Genomic DNA, 23,166 nt, shown 5'->3' with positions numbered 1-23,166 from the left:
GAAAAATGTCAAAAGAAAAAAGTGTCCTTTCAGCAAAAAATATTACCGTTAAATTTAATGTTCGTGATCGAGTACTAACCGCTATTCGAAATATCTCACTTGATTTATACGAGAATGAAACATTAGCGATAGTTGGAGAGTCAGGTTCTGGAAAATCAGTACTAACAAAGACGTTTACTGGTATGTTGGATTCGAACGGTTTTGTTGCAAATGGAGAAATTGAATACAATGAGAAAAATTTATTAGAACTAAAAAATGACCGTGAATGGGAAGGAATAAGAGGAGCTGAAATAGCAACTGTCTTTCAAGATCCGATGACTTCACTTAATCCTATCCGTACAATCGGTTCCCAAATTACAGAAGTGATCATCAAACATCAAAAAAAGAGTAATGGAGAAGCAAAAAAACTAGCCATTGAATTAATGGAGAAAACGGGAATCACCAATGCAAAAGAACGGTTTAATGAATATCCTTTCCAATATTCTGGTGGTATGAGACAACGAATCGTCATTGCCATTGCATTGGCTTGCCGTCCTAAAATTTTGATTTGTGATGAGCCTACTACAGCTCTTGATGTAACGATTCAAGCGCAAATTTTAACGTTGATCAAAAGTCTGCAAGAAGAATTTTCGTTTGCAACGATTTATATTACTCATGATTTAGGAGTAGTAGCTTCAGTTGCAGATCGAGTAGCGGTTATGTACGCGGGGCAAGTTATAGAATATGGAACAGCTGAAGATATCTTTTATAATTCAAAACATCCTTATACATGGAGTTTACTTTCTTCTATGCCCCAATTAGGTATTAAAGGAGAGTCGCTCAGCATGATTCCTGGGACTCCACCATCGCTGTATAAAGAAATAGTAGGAGATGCATTTGCACCACGAAATGTTTATGCTATGCAGATCGATTTTGAAGAGGAACCGCCTTTTTTTAAAGTAAACGATGAACATTATGCTAAAACATGGTTGCTGGACCCTCGCTCACCTAAAGTAGAAATGCCGGAAGCTATTCAGAATCTGAATGAAAAGATGAAAGCAATGGTGAGAAATACAGGCTATGGCAGTAATAAGGAAGGAGGAGCAGTTCTTGAATGAGACAAAGATAAAGACAAAAGAGGAAGTTTTGTTGTCTGTAAGAGATCTTGAAGTGACTTTTGGAGAAGGAAAAAATAAATTTGTAGCGGTTAATCATGTGAATTTTGATATCTATAAAGGAGAAACATTATCCTTAGTTGGAGAATCTGGTTCAGGAAAAACAACTATTGGAAGGTCCATCATTCGAATCAATGAAACAACGAATGGAGATATTCTTTTTGAAGGAAATAAAATCAATAAAAAATTATCCCGTAAAGAAAATGCGAATATTATACGAAGCATTCAAATGATTTTTCAAGACCCATCTGCTTCGTTAAATGAACGTTCTACGATCGATTACATTATTTCAGAAGGGCTGCATAATTTTCATCTTTATGAAAATGAAGCAGACCGAATCAGAAAAGTAGAAGAGATCATTTTAGAAGTGGGACTGTTACCAGAACACTTGACTCGCTATCCTCATGAATTTTCAGGTGGACAGCGTCAGCGTATCGGAATTGCCAGAGCCTTAGTTATGGATCCAACATTAGTAGTGGCCGATGAACCTATTTCTGCATTAGATGTATCCATTCGCGCTCAAGTACTTAATTTGTTAAAAAAGATGCAAATTGAAAAAAATCTTACTTATTTGTTTATTGCTCATGATCTATCGGTCGTACGTTTCATTTCAGACCGAATAGCGGTCATCCATCATGGAGTAATTGTGGAATTAGCAGAAGCAGAAGAATTATTTACAAATCCGATACATCCTTATACTCAATCTCTGTTGTCTGCAGTACCTATACCAGATCCTCAAATAGAAAAAGAAAAAGTGTTGATTGTTTATGATGAATCCACCCACGATTATTCTGTAGAAAAGCCTTCTTTTGTAGAAATAAAAGAGGGACATTTCGTATGGGCAAACCAACCGGAAATTGAAAAATATAAGGTTGAGCTGGATAACTAATTGACTTTCTAAGAGAGTGAAAAATAAACCACTACTGTTCTATGGAAATAGTAGGGGTTTATTTTTTTTGCAATGATTGGTAATAGTAAAAGGAAACGATAAGAATTATAATGAAGAAAGATTTTAATCTTGATACATTATAGAAATAATAAAAAAGGACCAATTCAAGGAAATTAGATTATTTTTGGTAGTATAGTAAAAAATAGTGAGGAGTAAAGAGGTATGAAAAAGACGTTCTTTTTTTCTTTTCTAATCCTAGTGCTTAGTTTAGTGAGTGTAGGGTGTGGAAATGAAAAAACAGCTGGAACTGTTAAAGAAAGTGATCCAACTAGTGAAACGAAGTCAAATAGTCTTAGTGAACCTAGTACTTCCAGCAGTGGCGTAACGGATCCATTAACTACAAATCAAACGACCATTCCAACACTCTTTATTCATGGTTATGGAGGAACGGAAGGAAGTTTTAGTGGCATGCTGTCTCGTTTTGAAACAAGTGGTTGGGGTAAAAAACGTTTAACGGTAACGGTTCAGCCGGATGGCAGTGTTTTGGATACAGGTACGTGGGATGACCAATCTGATAATCCAATGATTCAAGTATTGTTTGCAGACAATAAAAATAATGAATGGAACCAAGCAGATTGGATCAAAGCTGTTCTAGTCTACTTAAAACAAACATATCAGATCGAAGAAGTGAATCTAGTGGGCCACTCAATGGGTGGAGTGAGCAGTTTCCGGTATCTGGTCACTTATGGGAATGATGATTCAATGCCAGTGGTCAATAAATTTGTTGCGATCGGAGCACCATTTAATGATTTTGTAACAGGTAATGAAGAGCAGTCATTTGATGCATTGATCCAGGATGGTCCATTAGTCATCAGTCAGCGATATAGTGATTTTGCTGCTGGCATCCAACAGTATCCCAAAGAGACACCATTGTTGAATATCGTTGGATATGTGCAAGACGGGTCAGATGGAGATGGAACTGTTTCTCTTAGAAGTGGATTATCCATAGGGCACTTAATGCAAGAAAATGGGCTCAATTATCGTGAAGAAGTAATCACAGGATCTCAAGCATCTCATAGTCAGCTGCATGAAAATAGCCAAGTAGATAAAGCGGTTGCTGATTTTTTATGGGGAACACCATAAAAAGGTAATGATTATGAAAAAGCCATCTGTTATTAACTAAGTGTTTAAACGGAAAAAGGAGTTGGCAGTATGCAATTTATTATCTTATTACGAGGAGTCAACGTTGGTGGAAAAAATAGAGTGCCAATGAGTGTTTTAAAGCAGTATCTAATTGATACTGGTTTTACAAATGTCAGATCACACATTAACAGTGGCAATTTGATTGTTGATAGTGCAGAAGGAACGGAACAAGATATTTTGGTGAAATGCCAAAATATCTTAGCGAGTTACTTTGCTTTTCCAGTTGATATCGTGATTATTTCTGGTAAGAAATACCAAATGGAATTAGCAGGTATACCAACATGGTGGGGAGAAGATGCAGATTACAAACACAATGCGTTATTTTTGTTGCCTTCAGCAAATAAGAAAGAAATTGTTGAACTATTATCAGCTATTGATACTACTTATGAAAAAGTCTATATAGGAAAACATGCTATCTTTTGGTCCTCTGCTTTTAAAAATAATTACAGTAAAACGTATTATTCGAAGCTGGCCCACCAATCATTCTATAAAAAGGTAACCATAAGGAATCGAAATACAACCCTTAAACTGCTTAATTATTTAGAAGATTAGTAAGCAATTTTGAGTATAACAGTTCGAATAATGCGTGTCTTTTTATTTTTTGTCTTTGTTGTACACATTGATAGAAGAAAAGGGTAGAATAAACTGAATGGTTATATGGTTCGATCAACAAAAAAGTGGAGTGTGAGTAAATGAAAAGAAAAATTTGGATAAGTTTAGGAGTTTTAGTAATTTTAGTTGTGATTGGTTTGGGTTTCGCAGGAAATTATTTCTATGATGTAGCTGTAGCCATCAACCAAAAGGATTTTATTGAAGCAGCTGATGTAGACGGAGATTATGATCCAGAAGATCCATGGCTGGAAGAAAAGAAATGGTACGATAAGATAGAGCGTGAAGAAGTATCTATTGAATCTGAGGATGGTTTAAAGCTTTCTGGAATTTATATTGAAGGCGATCCTAATTCTGAAAAAGTAGCTATATTGGCCCATGGATATGCAGGAAACCTAGAACAAATGGCACCGTATGTTAAACTGTATCATGATATGGGGTTTAATGTATTAGTACCGGATGCCCGTGGACACGGAACAAGTGAAGGGGATTATATTGGTTTTGGCTGGCACGAGCGAAATGATTATTTGCAGTGGATTCAACTGATGCTTGATAAGGTCGGTACAGATGCTGAATTGGCATTATTTGGAATCAGTATGGGCGGAGCTACGGTCATGAATGTCAGTGGAGAAGAGTTGCCAGATAATGTTAAGGTGATCGTGGAAGATTGTGGATACAGCTCTCTAAATGGAGAATTGGCGTATCAATTAAAAGATATGTACGATTTGCCAGAATTTCCTTTGATTCCTGTAACCAGTTTAGTAACAAAGATTCGTTCGGGTTACTGGTTTGGAGAAGCAGATACAGTAGGACAAATTAAAAAAAATACCGTTCCTATGTTGTTTATTCATGGTGAAAATGACAAATTTGTACCAACAGAAATGGTGTATGATGTGTATGAAGCTAATCCATCACCTAAAGAACTATATATTGCACCGAATGCTGATCATGCAGAATCATATGAACAGAATAAAGAAGACTATAAGAAAAAAGTTCAAGATTTTGTGTTGGAATATATTTCATAAATAAATAAGCTAAAAGCCCAAAAGTGAGATGTAATTAACCTTTGGGCCTTTTTGATGGACCAATCATTTTAAGAGCAACTTATTATTGGGATTAATTTATATTTAAGTTATACTAAATGAAAAGGCTTTTAGAGGAGTGAAGTGTACCGTGACCAAGAAAAAAGAAGAACGAACAACTACTTATGAACTAACTAAAGGATGGAAAATAAATTTGTGTGATAAGGTAGATATATTGGATAATAAAGATGGTAAAGTTGCTGTTATTCTCAAGTCAAAAAACTTTGGAAATATTGAACCTATCGTTATTGATTTATCAGAAGATGCCATTCGAATCCATTCATTGCCTCATTTTGTAGACAGCCTATCGTTCACCTTAGATAAAAAAATTGAAATAGTTTATAGTCCGTTTATTTTTGAACAAGAACAACAGTAGAAATGAAGAAAGTAAGTGCCATTTTAATTTAAAAGGTACTTATTAAAGAGAATTTGAAACTAATTCACAAGGAGGGGTAATATGGAAGGGTATTATAAGAACGGTCAACTAAAACAACTGACTGAAGATGGGATACGTACTCATTATTTCGAAAATGGGAAAGTTAAAGCAACGGGTCCATTTGATGGGAAGATGCAAGGGGAGTGGAGTTTCTACCGAAAAACTGGAGAATTATGGCAAGTGGGCCACTTAAACAATGATAGTAAAGACGGTAAGTGGGTTCGTTACCATCGAAATGGAGAAATTGAAAAAGATACTCAATTTAATGATGGAAAAGAAATTAAGTCTTGAATAGCTTAGATTTATTAATGAAATTTAAAAATATCAACGAGGAAAATAATTATTCATACAAATTTTAGTCACAAAATGATTATTTTTCATTTTTTTAACAAAACAAGTTGAATAATTCACAAAGATGTTGTACACTATATTTGTAGTTGTTAAGGCGGATCAATTCTTCTTAATAAATGGTATTGGTAGCTTTGGAAACGCATAAAAAAATTTGGAGGTAAGGATATATTATGATTAAATCAAACAAAAAAAGAGCCCTATTTTTAGGAGCTTGTGCATCAATTGTCATTTTCGCAGCAGGTTGTGGAAATAATGAAGATACAGCTGACAAAGAATCAACAGCTTCATCAGTTGCAGAAAGTACAGAAGTTGTAACAACAGCATCTATTAGTAATGATCCAGCAGATGTAATGGCAGGACTTAGTGCAGATGGTACCTGGATCTATGCAATCACAGAAGATGTAACGTTATCTGAAGATCTTGTTGTAACAGGAACTTTCCATGACAAAGGTGAAGAAAGCGGAGATATTTACCGTAAATTAGCTTTGTACTCACAAGATGATGACCACAACGTAACCGATGAATTTACCTTAACAGCACCAACTATGACTGTTGAATCTCCAAATTTTAAAATCCAAAATGGAACATTTGTTGGAGATGTTGTAGTAAAAGCTGAAGGATTCGAACTTGCTGAATCAACAGTTGAAGGAAATGTTACATTCGATTCTCAAGAATTAATGGATTCTGCAGTATTAGATGCAGGTACTGTAACTGGAGAAACAACTGTAGCTGAATAAATTAACTAAATCGTTTATAAACATCTTGTCTCTATCTAACAAAGAGGCAGGATGTTTTTTTGTTCTAAACATTTCAGCTGCCAAATTTTATTTAGAAATTATTTAGTGGGGACAAACTGTTAAAACTTGACTTAGAACTATAAAAATCCTTAGTATGAGAATAGAAAAAGAATTCAACAAAATAGTAAAGGGGAATGAGCCAATGCAAACCATCACATTAGCTAATGGAATAGAAATACCTGTAGTCGGAACAGGAACGAACACCTATGGAAAAGAAGGCAATCAATACAATGGAGAATTAAATGGAGACTTTAATGCATTGAAGTCGGCTATTCAAGCTGGATACCGACTGGTTGATACGGCTATTTCTTACCGAAATGAAGCAGGAGTTGGAAAGACAATTTTTGAAAGTGGCATTCCTCGTGAAGAATTTTATATCACTACAAAAATTCCTGCTGATGATGCTTATATTGGTTCAAAAGAACTAGTAGAACAAACCGTACTAAACAGTTTGAAAAATCTAAAAACAGATTTTATTGATCTTTATTTGATCCATCAACCCATTGAAGATGAAGCAAAATTGAAACAGACTTGGCAAGTATTAGAATCTTTTGTGGACAACGGGAAAATTAAATCGATAGGTGTATCGAATTTTACCATTGAACTGTTGGAAACTGTGCATAACTTTGCTCGTATTCAACCAGTAGTAAATCAAATTCAATCTAATCCACATACCTGGAACCATGAGTTAATCGATTATTTGCTTAAAAATGATATTGTACCTGAAGCTTGGGGACCGTTAAGTAAAGTAAGCCTAGAACAAATTTCTAAATTAGATAGAATTGCTGAAAATTACGGGAAAAATTGGGGACAAATCTTATTGCGTTATCAAATCCAAAGAGGTGTAGTGGTTATTCCGAAATCTCATAACGTAGAACGACAAGCGTCAAATTTAGAATTGTTTGATTTTGAATTAACAAAAGAAGATCAATTTGTAATTGAGTCCTTATAATTGAAAAGCTTATTTAAGTGATCAGGCTTAAATAAGCTTTTCGTCATCTATATGAACAACTAAATAGGAAAATAAAAGAAAAAGGAGACGTTTAAATGAACCGAATCAATTTAATTTGTCTAGGGGTAAGAGATATGAAGGTTGCTTTAGATTTTTATAAGCGTATCGGCTTTCAAACGTTCGAAAAGACGGAACAACCAGCTATCGTTTTTTTCAATAATCAAGGAAGTAAGTTAGAATTATTTCCAATCGAAGAATTAGCAAAGGATATTAATGAAGCAGCGCCTCCGATGATCCAAGAACGTGGATTTAATGGGATAACTTTAGCGTGTAACGTGAAATCAGAAAATGAAGTAGATGATATGATGGCTCGCGTAAAGAAGAATGGTGGAGAAATCGTAAAAGATCCGGTGAGAACAAGTTGGGGCGGATATAGTGGATATTTTCAAGATATAGATGGTTATTATTGGGAAGTTGCTTACGGACCTAGTTGGAAATTCGATGAGAATGAAATGCTCATTATTGAAGAAACTCAAATTTAAAAAGGAGAAAAGTGATGGCCATTAGAAAGTTTACAGAATCAGATTTAGAAGCTTGTACGGAACTGTTAATAACTGTGTATAACCGAGAGCCTTGGAATGAAAAGTGGACAAAAACGACCGCTGCCAATCATTTAACCGAGCTTATCCACCGAATGCGTTCATTCGGCTTTGTTTTTGTGGATAAAACGACTATTGTGGGAGTCTTATTCGGTGTTGAGCGCACATTTTGGTCTGGAGAGGAAGTTTATGTGGATGAATTTTTTATTCATCCAAGTTATCAACAAAAAGGTATTGGAAAAGAAATGGTGCGTCACTTAGAAGTCTACTGCAAAGAAAATGACCTTGAAGATATTACGTTACTAACAGATAAAACGGTACCCGCACACGTCTTCTATCAGAAGCTGGGGTTTAAAATGTCTAATAAAACTGTTTTTATGTACAAAAGTTGTTAAGACTGATAATTTAAAATAAAAAAACGGATTCAACTAGAAAAGAGTATAAGTTGAATCCGTTTTTTATTGGTCTTCTAGGTCCCAATCGATTTGCGGAGTATAGCGGTAAAAGGCTAAATCAACTTTGCCAGCTTTTGTTAAAGCGATACCCTCTGATAATAAACGGTCTTTTTGAGTAAAAGCTCCTTCAGCATCTTTTATAACAACTTCGCCTTTAGCATTGATTATTCGATGCCAAGGCAAGTTATAGTTCTGGCTCATTGAATGCAAGATACGAACTACTTGTCTTGCTCCGCGGGGATTTCCAGCTAATCCAGCTATTTGACCATATGTCATAACTTTTCCACTTGGAATCGATTGGATGATTTTGATAACACGGTTTGTAAAGGGAGTCATGAAAATAGTCCTTTCTGTCTTCTAACATAAACAACTTTCTTCTATCGTAACCGAAAATAAGACAAAAAAATAGCCGTCCACTAAAATTATTGCTAGTGAGCGGCTATTTGGTTAGGATAATTTTGCTTCAAAACGTTTTGCTACTTTTGATAATGCGTAACAAACAATGAAGTAGAAGAACGCTAAAGCGATGAACATTGGAATCACATAGGTGGTATTTTGACCATAAATAATTCTAGCGTTATGTGTCAACTCAGGCAAAGAAATAATGGTTGCTAATGAAGTATCTTTGATCAATGATACGAGTTGGCTGACAATAGGTGGTACCATAGCTTTAAAGGCTTGTGGGATAATGATAATCCACAAGGTTTGTAGATAAGTTAATCCAGTTGAACGACCAGCTTCCATCTGTCCAGAAGGAACAGAATTTAAACCAGCACGAATGATTTCTGAAAGCATAGCAGATTCAAAAATCGTCATAGCAGCTACGGCTGACCAAAAGATATCTAAACGAATACCAATTTGTGGTAAGGCGAAATAAGTAAAAAAGATAATTAATAATAATGGTAAATTACGTATTAAGTCAATGATAGCCCCGACGATTTTCGAAAAAACGGGAATTTTCATATAGCGAAGCAATCCTAAAATAGCTCCAATAATGAAACTGAAAATAATGGAAAGTAAGGCTACTTCTACTGTAACGAGAAGTCCATCCAGTAAGAAGCGGATGTTCATCCATGAAAAAGCTTCTATAATAGTCAAATGATTTCTCCTCCTTTTAAGATGTTACATTTAAGCGGCGTTCGATATAACTCATCAAGTAAGTTAAAGGTAATGTAATGATGAGGTAAATTAAACCAATTAAAATATACGTGTCAAACGTATTAAATGTCTCACTGGCGATCAGATCACCTTGATACATCAAGTCTAGACCTGTAACCATTGCTAGAACAGATGAGTTCTTTACTAAATTAATAAATTGATTGCCAAGCGGCGGGATAACGATTTTGAAGGCTTGCGGTAAAATAATATAACGCATCGTTTCATTTTGAGTCAACCCTGTTGAAAGTCCAGCTTCTGTTTGACCTTTTGGCACGCCCATGATTCCGGCACGAACCGTTTCTGCAATAAATGCAGAAGTGTAGATTGTTAAACCAATCGTACCAGCTACAAAACCATCAATAGAGAACCAATATAAAGGCACGACTACATAAAAGAACATCACAATGATCAAAAGAGGAATATTCTTAAAGAACTCAACATAAGCATTTGCCAAACCTTTGATCCATTTTGTTTTAGATAATTGAAAGATTGCCATTAATGTCCCAATGATCAGACTGAAAAATAAGGCAATGATACTTGAATACAGTGTATTTAGAAACCCATCGATTAAAACATCGGAGTAGGTTGTTAAGATCGTTAGCATAGGTGCACCTCGCTTTATTATTTCTTAGCAGTAAATTCCTGCTTATAGGGTGTAATTTGAAAATGATTAGTCCAATTCAGGGATCCATTTAGCGTAAATTTCATCGTATACGCCGTTAGCTTTGATGGTATCCAAGGCCTTATTGACTTCTTGTAAGAAAATATCTTGTCCTTTATTTATTGCAATACCATAAGGTTCTTGAGTAAAGTTTCCTCCGGCTAACCGGTAGCCAGGGTTATCCGCGATAATCCCTAATAAAATAGCATTATCTGTTGTAACAGCATCTCCTTGGCCAGATTGTAAAGCAGTAAAGGCTTCAGAATAATTTTCTAATTCTAATACATTTGCCTCAGGAGACAACTCACGAATATTTTGTGCTGAAGTTGAGCCTTTAACGGCCAATACAGTTGTTTCAGCAGATAGATCCTCTAAATTTTGGATAGAACTGTCATTTGGAACCAACAAGGCTTGACCAGCATCAAAGTAAACATCTGTAAAGTTTACTTGTTGTTTTCGTTCTTCTGTGATGGTCATCGTTGCTATAATAGCATCGATGTTTCCGTTTTTTAATAAAGGAATCCGTGTTTTAGAAGTTACTTCAACAAATTCTGCATTATCAGCGTTTCCAGTAATTTCTTTAGTGATAGCTTTGGCAATATCGATATCGAAACCTCTGATCTCACTAGATTGAATATCGTAAAGACCAAAAAGATTGGTATCGACTTTTACGCCCCAAGTTAGGGTCGGATTTTCTTTTATCCGTTCTGTTATATCTATTTCAGCTGCACTTTTAGAACCACAAGCAGCAAGAAATAAAACAGGCAGGAGTAAGAGAAGAAAAAGAGATGGTTTGTTTGATTTTTTCATCTGAAAAATCCTCCTATAAAATTAATGATTGATAATTTTGCTTAAGAACTGTTTTGCACGTTCATCTTTTGGATTTTCAAAGAACGAAACTGTTTCACGGTCTTCAAGGACTTCTCCGTCTGCCATAAAAATAACACGGTCTGCAACTTCACGCGCGAATCCCATTTCATGGGTAACGACGATCATCGTCATACCTTCTTTAGCTAATTTTTTCATAACGTCAAGTACATCTTCAATCGTTTCAGGATCTAGTGCACTGGTAGGCTCATCAAATAATAAAACACTTGGCCCCATAGCTAAACCTCTTGCAATCGCAACACGCTGTTGTTGTCCACCTGATAAATTAGAAGGATAAGAATCTTTTTTGTCTAACATGTTAACTTTATCTAAAAATTTCTCAGCGTTTTGTTGAGCTTCTTCTTTAGACTGTTTTAAGACCTTCATAGGTGCCAACATAATGTTTTCTAAAACCGTTTTATGTGGGTAGAGGTTGAAATGTTGGAAAACCATCCCGACATTTTTACGAATCTCATTAATATTTGTATTCTTACCATGAAGATTTTTACCTTTGATCAGTAGTTCTCCTTCAGAGATATCTTCTAATCCATTGATGCAACGCAGCATTGTACTCTTACCAGAACCAGAAGGTCCGATGACAACCACAACTTCACCTTGATTAAAGGTAAGATTGATATTTTTCAAAGCGTGAAATTCACCGTAATACTTTTCGATATTTTTAAATTCAATCATTTAGACACACTCCTTATTTTCTATGTTGTTCTTTAAGTAATTAAATTAAGAAGTATGAAAGAGGAAGGTCCTCTTTCATACTTCCTGACGGAATAACAAAAGTTTGTTTTTGAGCACTAAAAAAAGCTTAGAACGAGTAGAGAATTTTCTAATGCTTGCAGTAGTTATATAGAATATTCTGTTTTTATAAACCAACGGTTCTATTAGAAAGAATGCACGTCCAGAAAGCATTCAATTAAAATGAAAAAAAACTTTAGGTATAAAGAAGTAGGGATATAATAGAAGTCTTCATAATTATGAAGAATAGTTTTGAAAAAGTAAAGTCAGAAGACTTTGCTTTTTTTGATAAATTCATATGATAGGAAGATAGCCAATCTTTTATGCGAAATTTTACAATCATGGTAGCCCTGAGAATTTTATCATTAAAGAAGAAGCTTTGCAAATTGTTTCGCTTTTTCAAGCGAAACAAAAGCTTATCTAGAACAATTGTAGGATAATTTAATTAATCAGTGTATCTTCTTTAGATACACAAGATATTTTTTTTGAAGATTGGTATAATATAAGCAGTATAAATTTCAGAAATAAAGGATGAAGCAAATGGAACGTATCCACATTTTTCATACAAACGATATTCATTCTCACTTTGAAAATTGGCCGAGAATTTCTGCTTACTTACGTGACGAGTCTAGACGATTGGAAAAAGAAAATGAAGCAGTATTTTCATTTGATATTGGAGACGCCTGTGATCGAGTCCATCCTTTGACAGAAGCTACCGATGGAAAAGCAAACATCCAATTACTAAATGAAGTAAGGTATGATGCCGTTACGATTGGGAATAATGAAGGAATTGGAAGTTCTAAAAATCAGCTGAACCATTTATACGATGAGGCTAATTTTCCTGTTGTTATTTCAAATTTAGTTGATGAGAATACAGGACTCCCCCCAGAATGGGCAAAAGTCTTCCACATCGTTCAGACAGCATCCGGTTATAAGATTGGTTTATTTGGACTGACCGCTCCTTTTCCTACGAGCTATAAACCAATTGGATGGAACGTGAAAAATCCGGATGAAGTGATTGGAGACATTTTAGAATTGCTAACTCCTCTAGTTGATTCCGTTATATTGCTGTCTCATTTAGGAATTGGTGAAGATCAGCGAATTGCTGAATTGTATCCAATGATCTCCGTTATCATCGGATCACACACGCATCATTTACTGCCACATGGAAAAGTCGTTAGAAATACATTGCTTGCTGCAGCTGGAAAATATGGGCAATATGTTGGTCACATTGAATTAGAGATAGAGGATAATCGAATTAAAAAAGCTACCGCGACCGTTAAGGAAACGGTAACGATAAAAGCACCTCTGAATGAGGAACAACTGATTGAAGGCTACGAAATAAAAGGACATCAATTGTTGAATGAGCAGATTGTTGCCTCAATTCCTTCTAATTATCCTGTTAGTTGGCAAGGGAGTTCTGAACTTGTTGATGTTGGATTAAAAGCCCTTAAAGAATATGCTAATACAGACGCGGCAATTTTAAATGCAGGTTTGTTTATGCAGCCTTTGATTGAAGGAACGGTGACAAAAGATGAGCTACATCAGGTTTTGCCGCATCCAATGCGTATCTTAAGATGCACATTAGATGGAGAAAATCTGATCCGAGTCATTTATGAGATGGAAAAAAATCGTTTGTTTTTACGGAATTTTCCGATTAAAGGAATTGGATTTAGAGGGAAAATATTTGGTGAAATCTGTTACAATGGAGTAGCGTATGATAAAATGACCGGTGAAGTTACTTGGTTAGGAAAGCCAGTAGAAAAAACAAAGCACTACACATTTGCTACGGTAGATCATTTTATGTTTATTCCGTTTTTCCCAACTATTGAGATCAAAGGGGAAAATGAAGTGTTGTTTCCTTATTTTATCCGAAATGTCTTAGGACAATATTTGAAGAAACATTATCCCGCAGATAACGTAACAGAATGAATGGAAAGAAAGCAGGTGAACGAAATGACAAGCGAAAAAGAAACAACTAAAGAACGGACGAAAGCTTCGAATTTATCTAAAAAGACTTTTTCGTCAAAGAATCGCCAAACAAAGCCAAGGCCAAAAAAACAAGTAAAAGAATCACAGACTGTTCCAGTAGAAGAAAAGCATGAGACTGAAGAGAAGATGAATCTTTCTTTAGAAAAAGAAGTCACTCAATTGATTACGACAACTGAAGAGCCAATCGTCCAAAGAATTGATGCTACAACGATCAGGATTGAAGACAAAAAGTTTGAAATCGTGAAAGATTACCGAGATGCGTTTGATGCAGAACGATTGGGTGAGCGATACAGTGAAATTTTAAATAAGTACGATTATATTGTTGCGGATTGGGGATTTGAACAAATTCGTTTAAAAGGTTTCTATGACAACCGAAATCGCAAAGTCCCTCAAGATCAACGAATTGGGAACCTTCAAGATTATTTGTATGAGTATTGTAATTTTGGTTGTCCTTATTTTGTCTTGCAACGAATGGATGACAAAAAGGAACGCACTAAGCCCAATAAACCAAAAAAACGCAGAACACAAAAAAGTAAAAGTTTGACAAATGAAAAAGTAGTCAAACAAGTCCAATCAAAAGAGACAAATGCAAAACAAACGAATGCATCTAATAAAAAGAGATCGTCAGATCGAATGAAACCAAAAAAAGACTTTGTTAAAAAAGAAGTTTTACCAGTTGAAAAAACAGTTGAAAAAAGTGTTTCTAAAGAAACGGTTGAGACTGTTAAAGATGCTAAAGGAAAACGACAATACAGCATCAGAAGAAAAGTTGTTCCGAAATAAACTAATGATAATAAAGGTTGGGTTAACTAGATGAAGTATAAAGGATATTTAATTGATTTAGACGGTACGATGTATCGAGGGAAAGAACCGATTCCTGCAGCTTCACGGTTCATTAAAAGATTACAAGAAAATAAGATTCCTTATTTATTTGTTACCAATAATTCTTCTAAAACACAAAAAGAAGTAGCGGATAATTTGATTCAAAACTTTGATGTCCAAACGTCAGCAGAAGAAGTGTACACTAGTTCGTTGGCAACAGCTGATTACTTAACTTCATTAGGCGGAGGAAAAAAGGTTTATATAATAGGCGAAACAGGTATCAGAACTGCATTGAAAAACGCAGGGTTTGTTGAAGATGAAGAGAATCCAGATTATGTGGTTGTAGGAATCGATCGTCAAGTTACCTATCATGATTTTGAAATAGCAACTTTAGCCATTCATAAAGGAGCTCGTTTTATTGCAACAAATAAAGATACAAATTTACCAAGTGATAAAGGGATGGTACCTGGTGCCGGTTCATTAGTGGCTTTATTGATTGCATCAACAAGAGTTCAACCGACGTTTATCGGTAAGCCTGAAGCTATTATTATGGAAGAAGCCATTAAAACAATTGGGTTAACAAAAGAAGAAGTCATTATGGTAGGCGATAATTATGAAACGGATATTTTAGCTGGCATCAATAACGACGTGGATACTTTATTAGTATTAACAGGATTTACAACAAAAGAGGACTTAACACTTGTGGAAGAACAACCTACCTATTTATTGAATTCACTGGATGAGTGGGTGTTTTAGTGAAAGAAAAAGGCATTCACCTTATAGGAATGATTGGCTTGTTTTTATTTATTCTATCGTTTGCTATAGCGTTGACAATTAATTTGACGCCATTATACGCATTTGATATAGATTACTTAAATATTCCACAAAAAGTAGGGTTACCTAAAGAAGCATTAATGGAAAACTATCGTGTGCTGCTTAACTATTTAAACTTGCCATGGGTGTCAGAATTAAATTTTCCAGATTTTCCAAGTTCCCAAAGCGGGTTGTTTCACTTTTATGAAGTTAAGAGACTGTTCATAGTGGATTATGTCATTATGGTAATTACTGCTGTAGGTTCATTTTTCTATATTCGTTACATTAAGAGAAATCAGCTTTTTTGGAAGTTGGTTCGTCCATTCCAAGTTGGAATAATGGTCCCTTTTGTGGTGTTTTTTATGATAGCTGTGAGTTTTGATCAGTTATTTGTAGCATTTCATAAATTGTTTTTTAATAATGATGCTTGGTTGTTTAATCCTTCTACAGATCCCATTATTTTAGCTTTGCCTGAAACATTCTTCATGCACTGTTTTATTTTGGCTTTTGTCCTGATTGAACTTCAACTTATCTTTGGGTATTTCCATACTAAAAAAAAGGCCTTTAATTAAACAAGAACGCACTGACAACTATTAGATGTCAGTGCGTTCTTGTTTAATTTAAAAGTATTTTTATTTTGTAATGTCGCTTTTTGTTGGATGAGCATGCGCTAAGCGACTAGCAGCTGCAGCCGCGATAGCTCCAACAATATCATCTAAAAACGTATGAACTTCATTATCGTTGTGACTATTTAATTTTTTTAAAATACCAGGTTTGATTTTGTCGATATATCCGTAATTTGTAAAGCCGATAGAACCATAGACGTTCACAATAGAAAGAGCCATGATCTCATCTATTCCATATAGGCCTTCATCCTCAACGATGATGTCCAATAAAGGATTCATCAATTCTTTATTTTCAGCTAAAATATCCAACTGGATTCCAGTCAGAATCGTATTTTGAACTTCTCTTTTTTTCAAAACAGCTTTTACGTTTTCTAAACAAACTTCATCAGTTAAATCATCGATATAAGATTGTTGTAAAAACATCACCAATTCAGCAATGTCAGCTAATTGGACTCCACGTTGGTTTAATAAGGCTAAAGCTTTTTCATGTAACTCATTTGTATCTTTTACCATTTCTATCCCTCCGTTTTAAGTATAATTTAATTATACTAGAAAGGAGGGTAAATGACTTATAATAACTATCCAAGTCTACTAAGAAAAGTTGCATTTTTTCAGCTAAAGAAAAATAAAAACTAAAAAAGGCTGGTACTGTGCATGGGTTGAACACGTTCATCAGGATTGATATAACTCATTGCATTATTGATAGCCGTAGGAGCTTCACCAAATCCTGTCGCAATCAATTTAATTTTCCCTTCGTAAGTACAGATGTCGCCGGCTGCATATATACCAGAAACACTAGTTTCCATTTTAGTATTTACTGGAATCTCGTTTCGTTTAACATCAAATCCCCATTGTTTCATTGGTCCAATAGAAGAAGTAAAGCCATAATTGATTAAGAAGTTGTCAATTTTAAGTTCTTTTTCATCTTCACCTCGGACTTCTTTCAAGTGGACAGATTGGATTTGAGGGCGATCACCCTTTAACTCAACTGGAATATATGGGGTAATCACTTCAACGCTAGATTGTTCTAATGAAGAAACACTGTGCTCCATCGCTCTAAATTTATTCCGGCGATGAATAAGGTAAACTTTTTTTGCAATTGGTTCAAGCGTCAGTGCCCAATCCACAGCAGAATCACCGCCGCCACATATAGCCACAGTACGATCTTTAAATTGTTCAATATTATTGACATAGTAATGAAGCGTTTTGCCTTCGTAATCATCAGCGTGTTCCAACTCTAATCTTCTTGGTTGAAAGGCTCCATTCCCCGCTGTTATAATAATAGCTTTTGAATAATGGATACCTTTTTTTGTGGTCATCTCAAATAATCCATCATCATTTTTAATGACATGGGTGACTTCTTCTTCTAAACAGATAGTTGGATCAAAACGTGACATTTGGACAGTAAGGTTATCGATCAATTCTTGTCCTTTTACTACTGGAAGAGCCGCAATATCATAAATATCTTTTTCAGGGTATAACATACTTAATTGTCCGCCTAATTGTGGCAAACTTTCAATAATCTTAACTTTTGCATTTCGCATACCTCCATAAAAAGCAGCAAACATACCAACAGGACCGCCACCAATAATCGTAATGTCAAAGACTTCTTTAGTCATATTCAAAACTGAATTCCTCCAAGAGTACAATTTTATCAATCAAATTGTCTTAAAGTATAGCATATAAGACAAGAGTAATCATAGGTTTCAATAAAAAAATAGTCCTCTAACCAACTCCTTTTTCAAGGCAAGTAAAGGACTAGTAAAGATTATAAAAATGAAAAATAGGTCAATAGAGCTCGGGTAATAAAAGCCACTCCAATACCGGTCAGGATTCCAAAAAAAACTTCGATAGGTTTATGTCCAAGATATTCTTTTAAGTGGCGTTCTTTTTTCTCATCTACAAGTGACATTGATTCATGAGAAAGTTTCACTACTTTTTTACTCAAGGTATGAAAATCAACCATCAATTGATTCAACAAGATTCCCTGTTCTCCACTTTGTCGGCGTACGCCCATGGAATCAAACATAACAATGGCTCCAAAAGTACTTGCTATAGCTACAAAAGGAGAAGCAACCCCATATTGTAGAGCTAAAGCTGTAATAAGTGCTGATACAGCTGCTGAATGTGAACTAGGCATCCCGCCAGTAGAAGTAGCTAATGCCCATGTTGTCTTTCTTCTTAATAGAAAAGCTACTGGCACTTTAATAAATTGTGCAAATGTGATAGCTGCAAATGCTGCAACAAGCGGAAAATTCGATAAAATAAGCATAGTGTCCCATCCTTTAAAAAATCAATAGTCTTTTTTCATATCATAACATGAAACCCCTCTTACTTTGATAAAAAAAGTATTCTTAAGAGCGAAAAAAATACATCGGACATCTATTTTTCTTCTCTCCAGTTAAATTAGCCAAAAAAAATAGCAATACAAGTAAGATTTCGGTATGATAGAGAAGTAAATATAAAAAATAGGAGGACGATAAAATGTCTGAATTTCCACAATTATCAACTGAAGTAGCAAGCAATGAAAAAACTGCAACTATTAAAACAACTATGGGTGAGTTGAAAGTTAAATTATTCCCAGAAATTGCTCCTAAAGCTGTAGAAAACTTTGTTAAGTTAGCAGAGAGCGGCTACTACAACGGAATCATTTTTCACCGTGTTATTCCTGATTTCATGATTCAAGGGGGAGACCCAACTGGAACCGGTATGGGTGGAGAAAGTGTTTGGGGAACTTCTTTTGAAGATGAATTCTCAGATAAAGCTTTCAACCTTAAAGGAGCTCTTTCAATGGCTAATGCAGGTCCTCATACAAATGGAAGTCAATTCTTTATTGTATCAGCTTCTCAAACACCAGCAAACATGGTAGGCCAATTGGAAGCTGCCGGATACCCAGCAGAAGTTGTTGAAGCTTATAAAGAGAATGGTGGAACACCATGGTTAGATAACCGTCATACTGTTTTTGGTCATGTAGTTGAAGGCATGGATGTTGTAGACAGCATCCAAAATGTTAAACGCGGACCTCAAGATAAACCTGTAAATGATATCGTTATTGAAAGCATTGTAATAGGTTAAAAAAAAAGAAGTTGAGAATACTATTCTCAACTTCTTTTTTTATCTATTTGAATGGTCAAAAGCAATCTTGATACGGTTCAATCCTTCTATAACAGTTGCATGAGGAGCAGCAAAATTTAACCGCATGTATTGGGTTCCTTTAGGGCCATATGCTGAACCAGCATTTAATCCAATTTTTCCCACCTGTGCAAAGTGATGGATTAATTGTTCATCTGGAATACCTAAAGTAGAGCAATCAAACCAGAATAAGTAAGTGCCTTGTGGTCTCATATAATGGACTTGAGGCAATTCTGTATCAAAAAAAGTACAAATAGTTTCTAAATTAATTTTTAAATAGGCTAAGAGATCTTCTAACCAAGGACCGCCAGTTTTAAAAGCAGCTTCTGTAGCAATGTATCCAAATGTATTGATGCTATTTTGTTCTGTTTTTGCTTGAACGTGTTTTATAGCATTGCGCAATGTTTCGTTTTGAACGAATATCATTGAATTTTTAATGCCAGCTAAGTTGAAAGTCTTAGTGGCTGCTGTAAGTGTAATAACGAAGTCTTGGTAGTGTTCATCGATAGCCGCAACAGAAACGAAATTCTCAGATTTGTAAACAAGATCTCCATGTATTTCATCACTACACAAAATAACATGATACTTTTGACATAAGGTAGCCAATTGAATCAATTCTTCCTTTGTCCAGACACGGCCACCAGGGTTATGAGGGTTACTTAAAATAACTAAACGGACCTTTTCTTGCTTAAACTGTTGTTCAATAGCTGCAAAATCCATTTTAAATAAATTATCCTCAATGAGCAGTGGAGAACGAATGGCTCTGCGGTTATTCAACGTTACCATTTGCTCAAATGGGTTGTAGACGGGATCGTGAATCGACACAGCATCCTGTTCTTTAGTGAATGTTTGAATAATGAGTGCAATACTTGGAACAACGCCAGGTGAAAATAAAATATCTTGAGGCTTCAAATGCAAATTGTGGCGTTCTTTTTGCCAGTCAATAATAGATTTGTAAAGTGAATCAGATGGAAAAGAGTAACCTAAAATCTGTTGTTCTACTAATTTTTTCAATTCATCGACAACTGTGGGGGGATTGGCAAAGTCCATATCGGCTACCCACATAGGTAAAACATCCTCGTTTTCAAATAATTTTTTAGCATAATCCCATTTAATACTATGTTGTCCATTTCGATCAATAATATCATCAAAATTCCATTTCATTTAGCTGTTCCTCCGTTCAAATAGATAGTCAATGCCTTTTAATTTAGTATACTGATAAAATTAATAGATATCTAATATTCGCTCTATCTATACTAAATACATAAAAAAATTAAGGTAACGTTAAAATGAAAACGTATTCTGAACACACGTTAATATTATTTGTGCTAGAATAAAAACATAAATAAAAAGTTTTTTTAAAACGTATAAGTGAGGTGATAGGGGTGGAGTACAAAATTGGTATGGTAATCAAAGGAACAGTTACTGGAATTCAACCTTATGGAGCATTCGTCTCTCTTGACAATGAAACACAAGGACTTATCCATATCTCAGAATGCAAACACGGTTTTGTTAAAGACTTAAGTGAAGTATTAGAAGTAGGCAGCGATATTGAAGTGATGGTATTAGATATTGATGAATACACAAAAAAAATCAGTTTATCTCTAAGAGCGTTAGAGGAAAGTACGACCTATCAATATCATCCTAAGAAAAGACGTCAACACCATGAAAAATCCGATAAAATTGGTTTCGCTACAATAAAGGAAGCAATGCCTAAATGGATTGAAGAAGCAAAAGAAGATGAAAAAAAGAAATTAGTGTATTAAGGTAATGATTGACCTATTGTAAACAAAATAAATGAGCTTAAAACTATAGGTAGAGGTGTAAACTAATGATAGAAAAAAGATGGGTAGCTGGGACGATAATGGCAAAAGGACCAGAAGGAAAATATGTATTCTTGGTAAAAGAAGAAGCTGAGTTGCACTCTTTCCCTACCACAGAAATCAGTGATGCTAAAACAGGGTTAGCTTGTATAATAGACCAGTTAAAGTTAATTTTACCCATTGATGCCTCTGATTTGAATTTATACGAACTGACAAATGCAGTAGTTAATGATAAACGTATCCCGTTGTTTGTTTTCGAATTATATAATGAAGAAATAGACCATAGCCTTCTAACTGAAAACAACAAACATTCTTTATCTTGGCTACATTCTGATGATCTTACAAAAACCTTAGAAAATTGGGAAATCTCAGGAGTTCCACAATTTAAATAATATTGACCTTTAGCGGTATTTCTCATATAGGAAATGCCGTTTTTTTCTTGCTTTTTTTCAGTAAAACAACTAAAGTTAAAAGGTATGGGAATAGTACTTTTATTCTCTAAGACAATTAATTGGAGGGATTTAAGTGGGTCATATTAAATTTGATTATTCAAATGTTGAGAAATTTGTACAACCACATGAAATCGCGAACTTACAACAACAGGTAACTACTGCTGATGAAATGTTGCGCAAAGGGACTGGAGCAGGTAGTGATTACCTAGGTTGGATCGACTTACCAAAAAATTATGATAAAGAAGAATTTGCTCGCATCAAAGAAGCAGCTAAAAAAATTCAAAATGATTCAGAAATTCTTGTTGTTATCGGAATTGGTGGATCTTATTTAGGAGCAAAAGCTGCCATTGATTTCTTAAATCATTCTTTTGTTAACTTACTAGATAAAGAAACGCGTAAAGCGCCACAAATTCTGTTTGCTGGAAATAGCATCAGTTCAAGTTACTTGCATGATTTGATCCAAGTAATTGGAGACCGTGATTTCTCAGTAAACATTATCTCTAAATCAGGTACGACTACTGAGCCAGCTATTGCTTTTAGAGTATTTAAAGAATTATTAGAAAAGAAATATGGTGCAGAAGAAGCTAAATCACGTATTTATGCTACTACAGATAAAGAACGCGGAGCTTTAAAACAAGAAGCAAATGCACAAGGCTATGAATCATTCATCATTCCTGATGACGTTGGCGGACGATTCTCTGTATTAACAGCAGTAGGTTTATTGCCAATCGCAGCAAGCGGAGCAGACATTGATCAATTGATGATAGGTGCTGCAGATGCGTCAGTTGCATTATCAAATGATAAAATTGAAGAAAATGAAGCTTACCAATATGCAGTATTGCGTAACGTCTTCTACCGTAAAGGGAAAGATACTGAAATTTTAGTTAATTATGAACCATCATTACAATACTTCTCTGAGTGGTGGAAACAATTAGCTGGAGAATCTGAAGGTAAAGACCAAAAAGGAATCTATCCTTCAAGTGTAAACTTCTCTACTGATCTTCACTCAATGGGTCAATACATCCAAGAAGGACAACGTAATATCTTTGAAACGGTTATTAAAGTAGATAAACCAAAATTTGATATTGCTATTCCGGCTACTGAAGCAGATTTGGACGGCTTAGGCTATTTAGAAGGAAAAGGAATAGACTACGTAAATACTAAAGCATTCCAAGGAACTCTATTGGCTCATACTGATGGAGATGTACCTAATCTAATTGTAACGATTCCTCAACAAGATGCTTATACTTTAGGCTACATGATGTACTTCTTTGAAATCGCAATCGGTTTATCTGGTTACTTAAATGGTGTTAATCCATTTGACCAACCAGGTGTTGAAGCATACAAGAAAAATATGTTTGCTTTATTAGGAAAACCAGGCTTTGAAGAATTAGGTAAAGAATTAAATGCACGTCTGTAATCTAGCATCATATAAAAAATAGTTACCAGTTAAAAGCTTTAGTATCTTTTTCTATCGTTAATATAGAAGAAAGATATTAAAGCTTTTTTTGTACGTAATATTAACTAGGGAAATTAATTTAGT

The 23,166-nt window shown here is 34.9% G+C and carries 29 protein-coding genes; 19 read left to right on the top strand and 10 right to left on the bottom strand.

The window, feature by feature from the left end:
• Nucleotides 1–5 precede the first annotated feature (5 nt).
• From NST49_RS00535 to NST49_RS00485, 11 genes are all read left to right on the top strand, one after another.
• The gene (locus tag NST49_RS00535) at nt 6–1,097 is read left to right on the top strand and encodes an ABC transporter ATP-binding protein (RefSeq protein ID WP_341046446.1); all 1,092 of its coding nucleotides are present in this window, start codon (nt 6–8) and stop codon (nt 1,095–1,097) included.
• On the top strand, nt 1,090–2,043 hold the full coding sequence (locus NST49_RS00530; protein ID WP_341046445.1) for an ATP-binding cassette domain-containing protein: 954 nt from the start codon (nt 1,090–1,092) through the stop codon (nt 2,041–2,043). The genes NST49_RS00535 and NST49_RS00530 overlap by 8 nt, the downstream gene beginning before the upstream one ends.
• 222 nt (nt 2,044–2,265) lie before the next feature.
• The gene (locus NST49_RS00525; RefSeq protein WP_341046444.1) at nt 2,266–3,186 is read left to right on the top strand and encodes an alpha/beta fold hydrolase; all 921 of its coding nucleotides are present in this window, start codon (nt 2,266–2,268) and stop codon (nt 3,184–3,186) included.
• A 69-nt stretch (nt 3,187–3,255) separates the two neighbouring features.
• Nucleotides 3,256–3,798 (top strand): DUF1697 domain-containing protein, encoded by a 543-nt coding sequence (locus tag NST49_RS00520; protein WP_187949180.1) that lies wholly within the window; start codon nt 3,256–3,258, stop codon nt 3,796–3,798.
• 140 nt (nt 3,799–3,938) lie between these two features.
• The gene (locus NST49_RS00515) at nt 3,939–4,880 is read left to right on the top strand and encodes an alpha/beta hydrolase (RefSeq protein WP_023177006.1); all 942 of its coding nucleotides are present in this window, start codon (nt 3,939–3,941) and stop codon (nt 4,878–4,880) included.
• A gap of 148 nt (nt 4,881–5,028) precedes the next feature.
• Nucleotides 5,029–5,313, top strand: coding sequence for a hypothetical protein (locus NST49_RS00510; RefSeq protein ID WP_034538341.1), 285 nt, complete (start codon nt 5,029–5,031; stop codon nt 5,311–5,313).
• 81 nt (nt 5,314–5,394) lie between these two features.
• On the top strand, nt 5,395–5,664 hold the full coding sequence (locus NST49_RS00505) for a toxin-antitoxin system YwqK family antitoxin (protein ID WP_051932769.1): 270 nt from the start codon (nt 5,395–5,397) through the stop codon (nt 5,662–5,664).
• A gap of 230 nt (nt 5,665–5,894) precedes the next feature.
• Nucleotides 5,895–6,461, top strand: a complete 567-nt coding sequence (locus tag NST49_RS00500; protein ID WP_023177009.1) for a hypothetical protein — start codon at nt 5,895–5,897, stop codon at nt 6,459–6,461.
• A gap of 202 nt (nt 6,462–6,663) precedes the next feature.
• Nucleotides 6,664–7,473, top strand: a complete 810-nt coding sequence (locus tag NST49_RS00495; RefSeq protein WP_341046439.1) for an aldo/keto reductase family protein — start codon at nt 6,664–6,666, stop codon at nt 7,471–7,473.
• Between the two features lie 95 nt (nt 7,474–7,568).
• Nucleotides 7,569–8,015: a VOC family protein gene (locus NST49_RS00490; RefSeq protein WP_301426271.1), complete on the top strand. Its 447-nt coding sequence runs from the start codon at nt 7,569–7,571 to the stop codon at nt 8,013–8,015.
• 14 nt (nt 8,016–8,029) lie between these two features.
• The gene (locus NST49_RS00485; protein ID WP_341046435.1) at nt 8,030–8,467 is read left to right on the top strand and encodes a GNAT family N-acetyltransferase; all 438 of its coding nucleotides are present in this window, start codon (nt 8,030–8,032) and stop codon (nt 8,465–8,467) included.
• Nucleotides 8,468–8,530: 63 nt separating this feature from the next.
• Here NST49_RS00485 and NST49_RS00480 read toward each other — a convergent pair whose 3' ends face one another.
• The 5 genes from NST49_RS00480 to NST49_RS00460 form a co-directional block, all read right to left on the bottom strand.
• The gene (locus NST49_RS00480; RefSeq protein WP_034538344.1) at nt 8,531–8,863 is read right to left on the bottom strand and encodes an MGMT family protein; all 333 of its coding nucleotides are present in this window, start codon (nt 8,861–8,863) and stop codon (nt 8,531–8,533) included.
• A 111-nt stretch (nt 8,864–8,974) separates the two neighbouring features.
• Nucleotides 8,975–9,598 (bottom strand): amino acid ABC transporter permease, encoded by a 624-nt coding sequence (locus NST49_RS00475; RefSeq protein WP_034538824.1) that lies wholly within the window; start codon nt 9,596–9,598, stop codon nt 8,975–8,977.
• A gap of 43 nt (nt 9,599–9,641) precedes the next feature.
• Nucleotides 9,642–10,289 carry an amino acid ABC transporter permease gene (locus NST49_RS00470; protein ID WP_023177014.1) on the bottom strand — a complete coding sequence of 216 codons (648 nt, stop codon included), beginning with the start codon at nt 10,287–10,289 and terminating at the stop codon, nt 9,642–9,644.
• Between the two features lie 66 nt (nt 10,290–10,355).
• Nucleotides 10,356–11,156 (bottom strand): transporter substrate-binding domain-containing protein, encoded by an 801-nt coding sequence (locus tag NST49_RS00465; protein ID WP_034538348.1) that lies wholly within the window; start codon nt 11,154–11,156, stop codon nt 10,356–10,358.
• A 21-nt stretch (nt 11,157–11,177) separates the two neighbouring features.
• On the bottom strand, nt 11,178–11,906 hold the full coding sequence (locus NST49_RS00460) for an amino acid ABC transporter ATP-binding protein (RefSeq protein ID WP_034538350.1): 729 nt from the start codon (nt 11,904–11,906) through the stop codon (nt 11,178–11,180).
• 597 nt (nt 11,907–12,503) lie between these two features.
• Between NST49_RS00460 and NST49_RS00455 the strand changes: the two genes are divergently transcribed.
• From NST49_RS00455 to NST49_RS00440, 4 genes are read left to right on the top strand one after another with little or no spacing between them, the layout of a single operon-like run.
• Entirely contained in the window at nt 12,504–13,895 is a 1,392-nt protein-coding gene (locus NST49_RS00455) for a bifunctional metallophosphatase/5'-nucleotidase (RefSeq protein WP_034538351.1), read from the top strand.
• Between the two features lie 24 nt (nt 13,896–13,919).
• Nucleotides 13,920–14,738, top strand: a complete 819-nt coding sequence (locus NST49_RS00450) for a YutD family protein (RefSeq protein ID WP_034538353.1) — start codon at nt 13,920–13,922, stop codon at nt 14,736–14,738.
• Nucleotides 14,739–14,768: 30 nt separating this feature from the next.
• Complete coding sequence (locus tag NST49_RS00445; protein ID WP_023177020.1) at nt 14,769–15,533, top strand: TIGR01457 family HAD-type hydrolase; 765 nt, start codon at nt 14,769–14,771, stop codon at nt 15,531–15,533.
• 29 nt (nt 15,534–15,562) lie between these two features.
• Nucleotides 15,563–16,162 carry a TIGR01906 family membrane protein gene (locus NST49_RS00440; protein ID WP_341048635.1) on the top strand — a complete coding sequence of 200 codons (600 nt, stop codon included), beginning with the start codon at nt 15,563–15,565 and terminating at the stop codon, nt 16,160–16,162.
• 60 nt (nt 16,163–16,222) lie between these two features.
• On the opposite strand, the gene NST49_RS00435 is transcribed toward NST49_RS00440, so the two are convergent.
• The 4 genes from NST49_RS00435 to NST49_RS12655 all read right to left on the bottom strand — a co-directional run bounded on the left by NST49_RS00435 (nt 16,223) and on the right by NST49_RS12655 (nt 18,771).
• Nucleotides 16,223–16,729, bottom strand: coding sequence for a phosphatidylglycerophosphatase A family protein (locus tag NST49_RS00435; RefSeq protein ID WP_341046425.1), 507 nt, complete (start codon nt 16,727–16,729; stop codon nt 16,223–16,225).
• Between the two features lie 119 nt (nt 16,730–16,848).
• Nucleotides 16,849–17,841, bottom strand: a complete 993-nt coding sequence (locus NST49_RS00430) for an NAD(P)/FAD-dependent oxidoreductase (RefSeq protein ID WP_187949228.1) — start codon at nt 17,839–17,841, stop codon at nt 16,849–16,851.
• Nucleotides 17,842–17,984: 143 nt separating this feature from the next.
• Nucleotides 17,985–18,488: a divergent PAP2 family protein gene (locus tag NST49_RS00425; protein ID WP_251166353.1), complete on the bottom strand. Its 504-nt coding sequence runs from the start codon at nt 18,486–18,488 to the stop codon at nt 17,985–17,987.
• 82 nt (nt 18,489–18,570) lie between these two features.
• Nucleotides 18,571–18,771, bottom strand: coding sequence for a hypothetical protein (locus NST49_RS12655; protein ID WP_432803437.1), 201 nt, complete (start codon nt 18,769–18,771; stop codon nt 18,571–18,573).
• Between NST49_RS12655 and NST49_RS00420 the strand changes: the two genes are divergently transcribed.
• A complete protein-coding gene (locus tag NST49_RS00420) occupies nt 18,701–19,291 on the top strand; it encodes a peptidylprolyl isomerase (protein ID WP_023177025.1) in 591 nt (196 codons plus the stop codon). The genes NST49_RS12655 and NST49_RS00420 overlap by 71 nt on opposite strands.
• Before the next feature lie 39 nt (nt 19,292–19,330).
• Here the strand turns inward: NST49_RS00420 and NST49_RS00415 are convergent, their stop codons facing one another.
• Nucleotides 19,331–20,512, bottom strand: a complete 1,182-nt coding sequence (locus NST49_RS00415) for a MalY/PatB family protein (protein WP_034538359.1) — start codon at nt 20,510–20,512, stop codon at nt 19,331–19,333.
• 221 nt (nt 20,513–20,733) lie between these two features.
• On the opposite strand from NST49_RS00415, the gene NST49_RS00410 reads away from it, so the two are divergent.
• The 3 genes from NST49_RS00410 to NST49_RS00400 all read left to right on the top strand — a co-directional run bounded on the left by NST49_RS00410 (nt 20,734) and on the right by NST49_RS00400 (nt 23,043).
• Nucleotides 20,734–21,114, top strand: a complete 381-nt coding sequence (locus NST49_RS00410; RefSeq protein ID WP_023177027.1) for a CvfD/Ygs/GSP13 family RNA-binding post-transcriptional regulator — start codon at nt 20,734–20,736, stop codon at nt 21,112–21,114.
• 65 nt (nt 21,115–21,179) lie between these two features.
• A complete protein-coding gene (locus tag NST49_RS00405) occupies nt 21,180–21,563 on the top strand; it encodes a hypothetical protein (protein WP_023177028.1) in 384 nt (127 codons plus the stop codon).
• A gap of 133 nt (nt 21,564–21,696) precedes the next feature.
• Nucleotides 21,697–23,043: a glucose-6-phosphate isomerase gene (locus tag NST49_RS00400; RefSeq protein ID WP_023177029.1), complete on the top strand. Its 1,347-nt coding sequence runs from the start codon at nt 21,697–21,699 to the stop codon at nt 23,041–23,043.
• Nucleotides 23,044–23,166: the final 123 nt, after the last annotated feature.

This window comes from Carnobacterium sp. FSL W8-0810, assembly GCF_038007125.1.
Classification (GTDB): Bacteria; Bacillota; Bacilli; order Lactobacillales; family Carnobacteriaceae; genus Carnobacterium_B; species Carnobacterium_B inhibens.
This window is presented reverse-complemented; position numbering and strand designations above follow the sequence as displayed.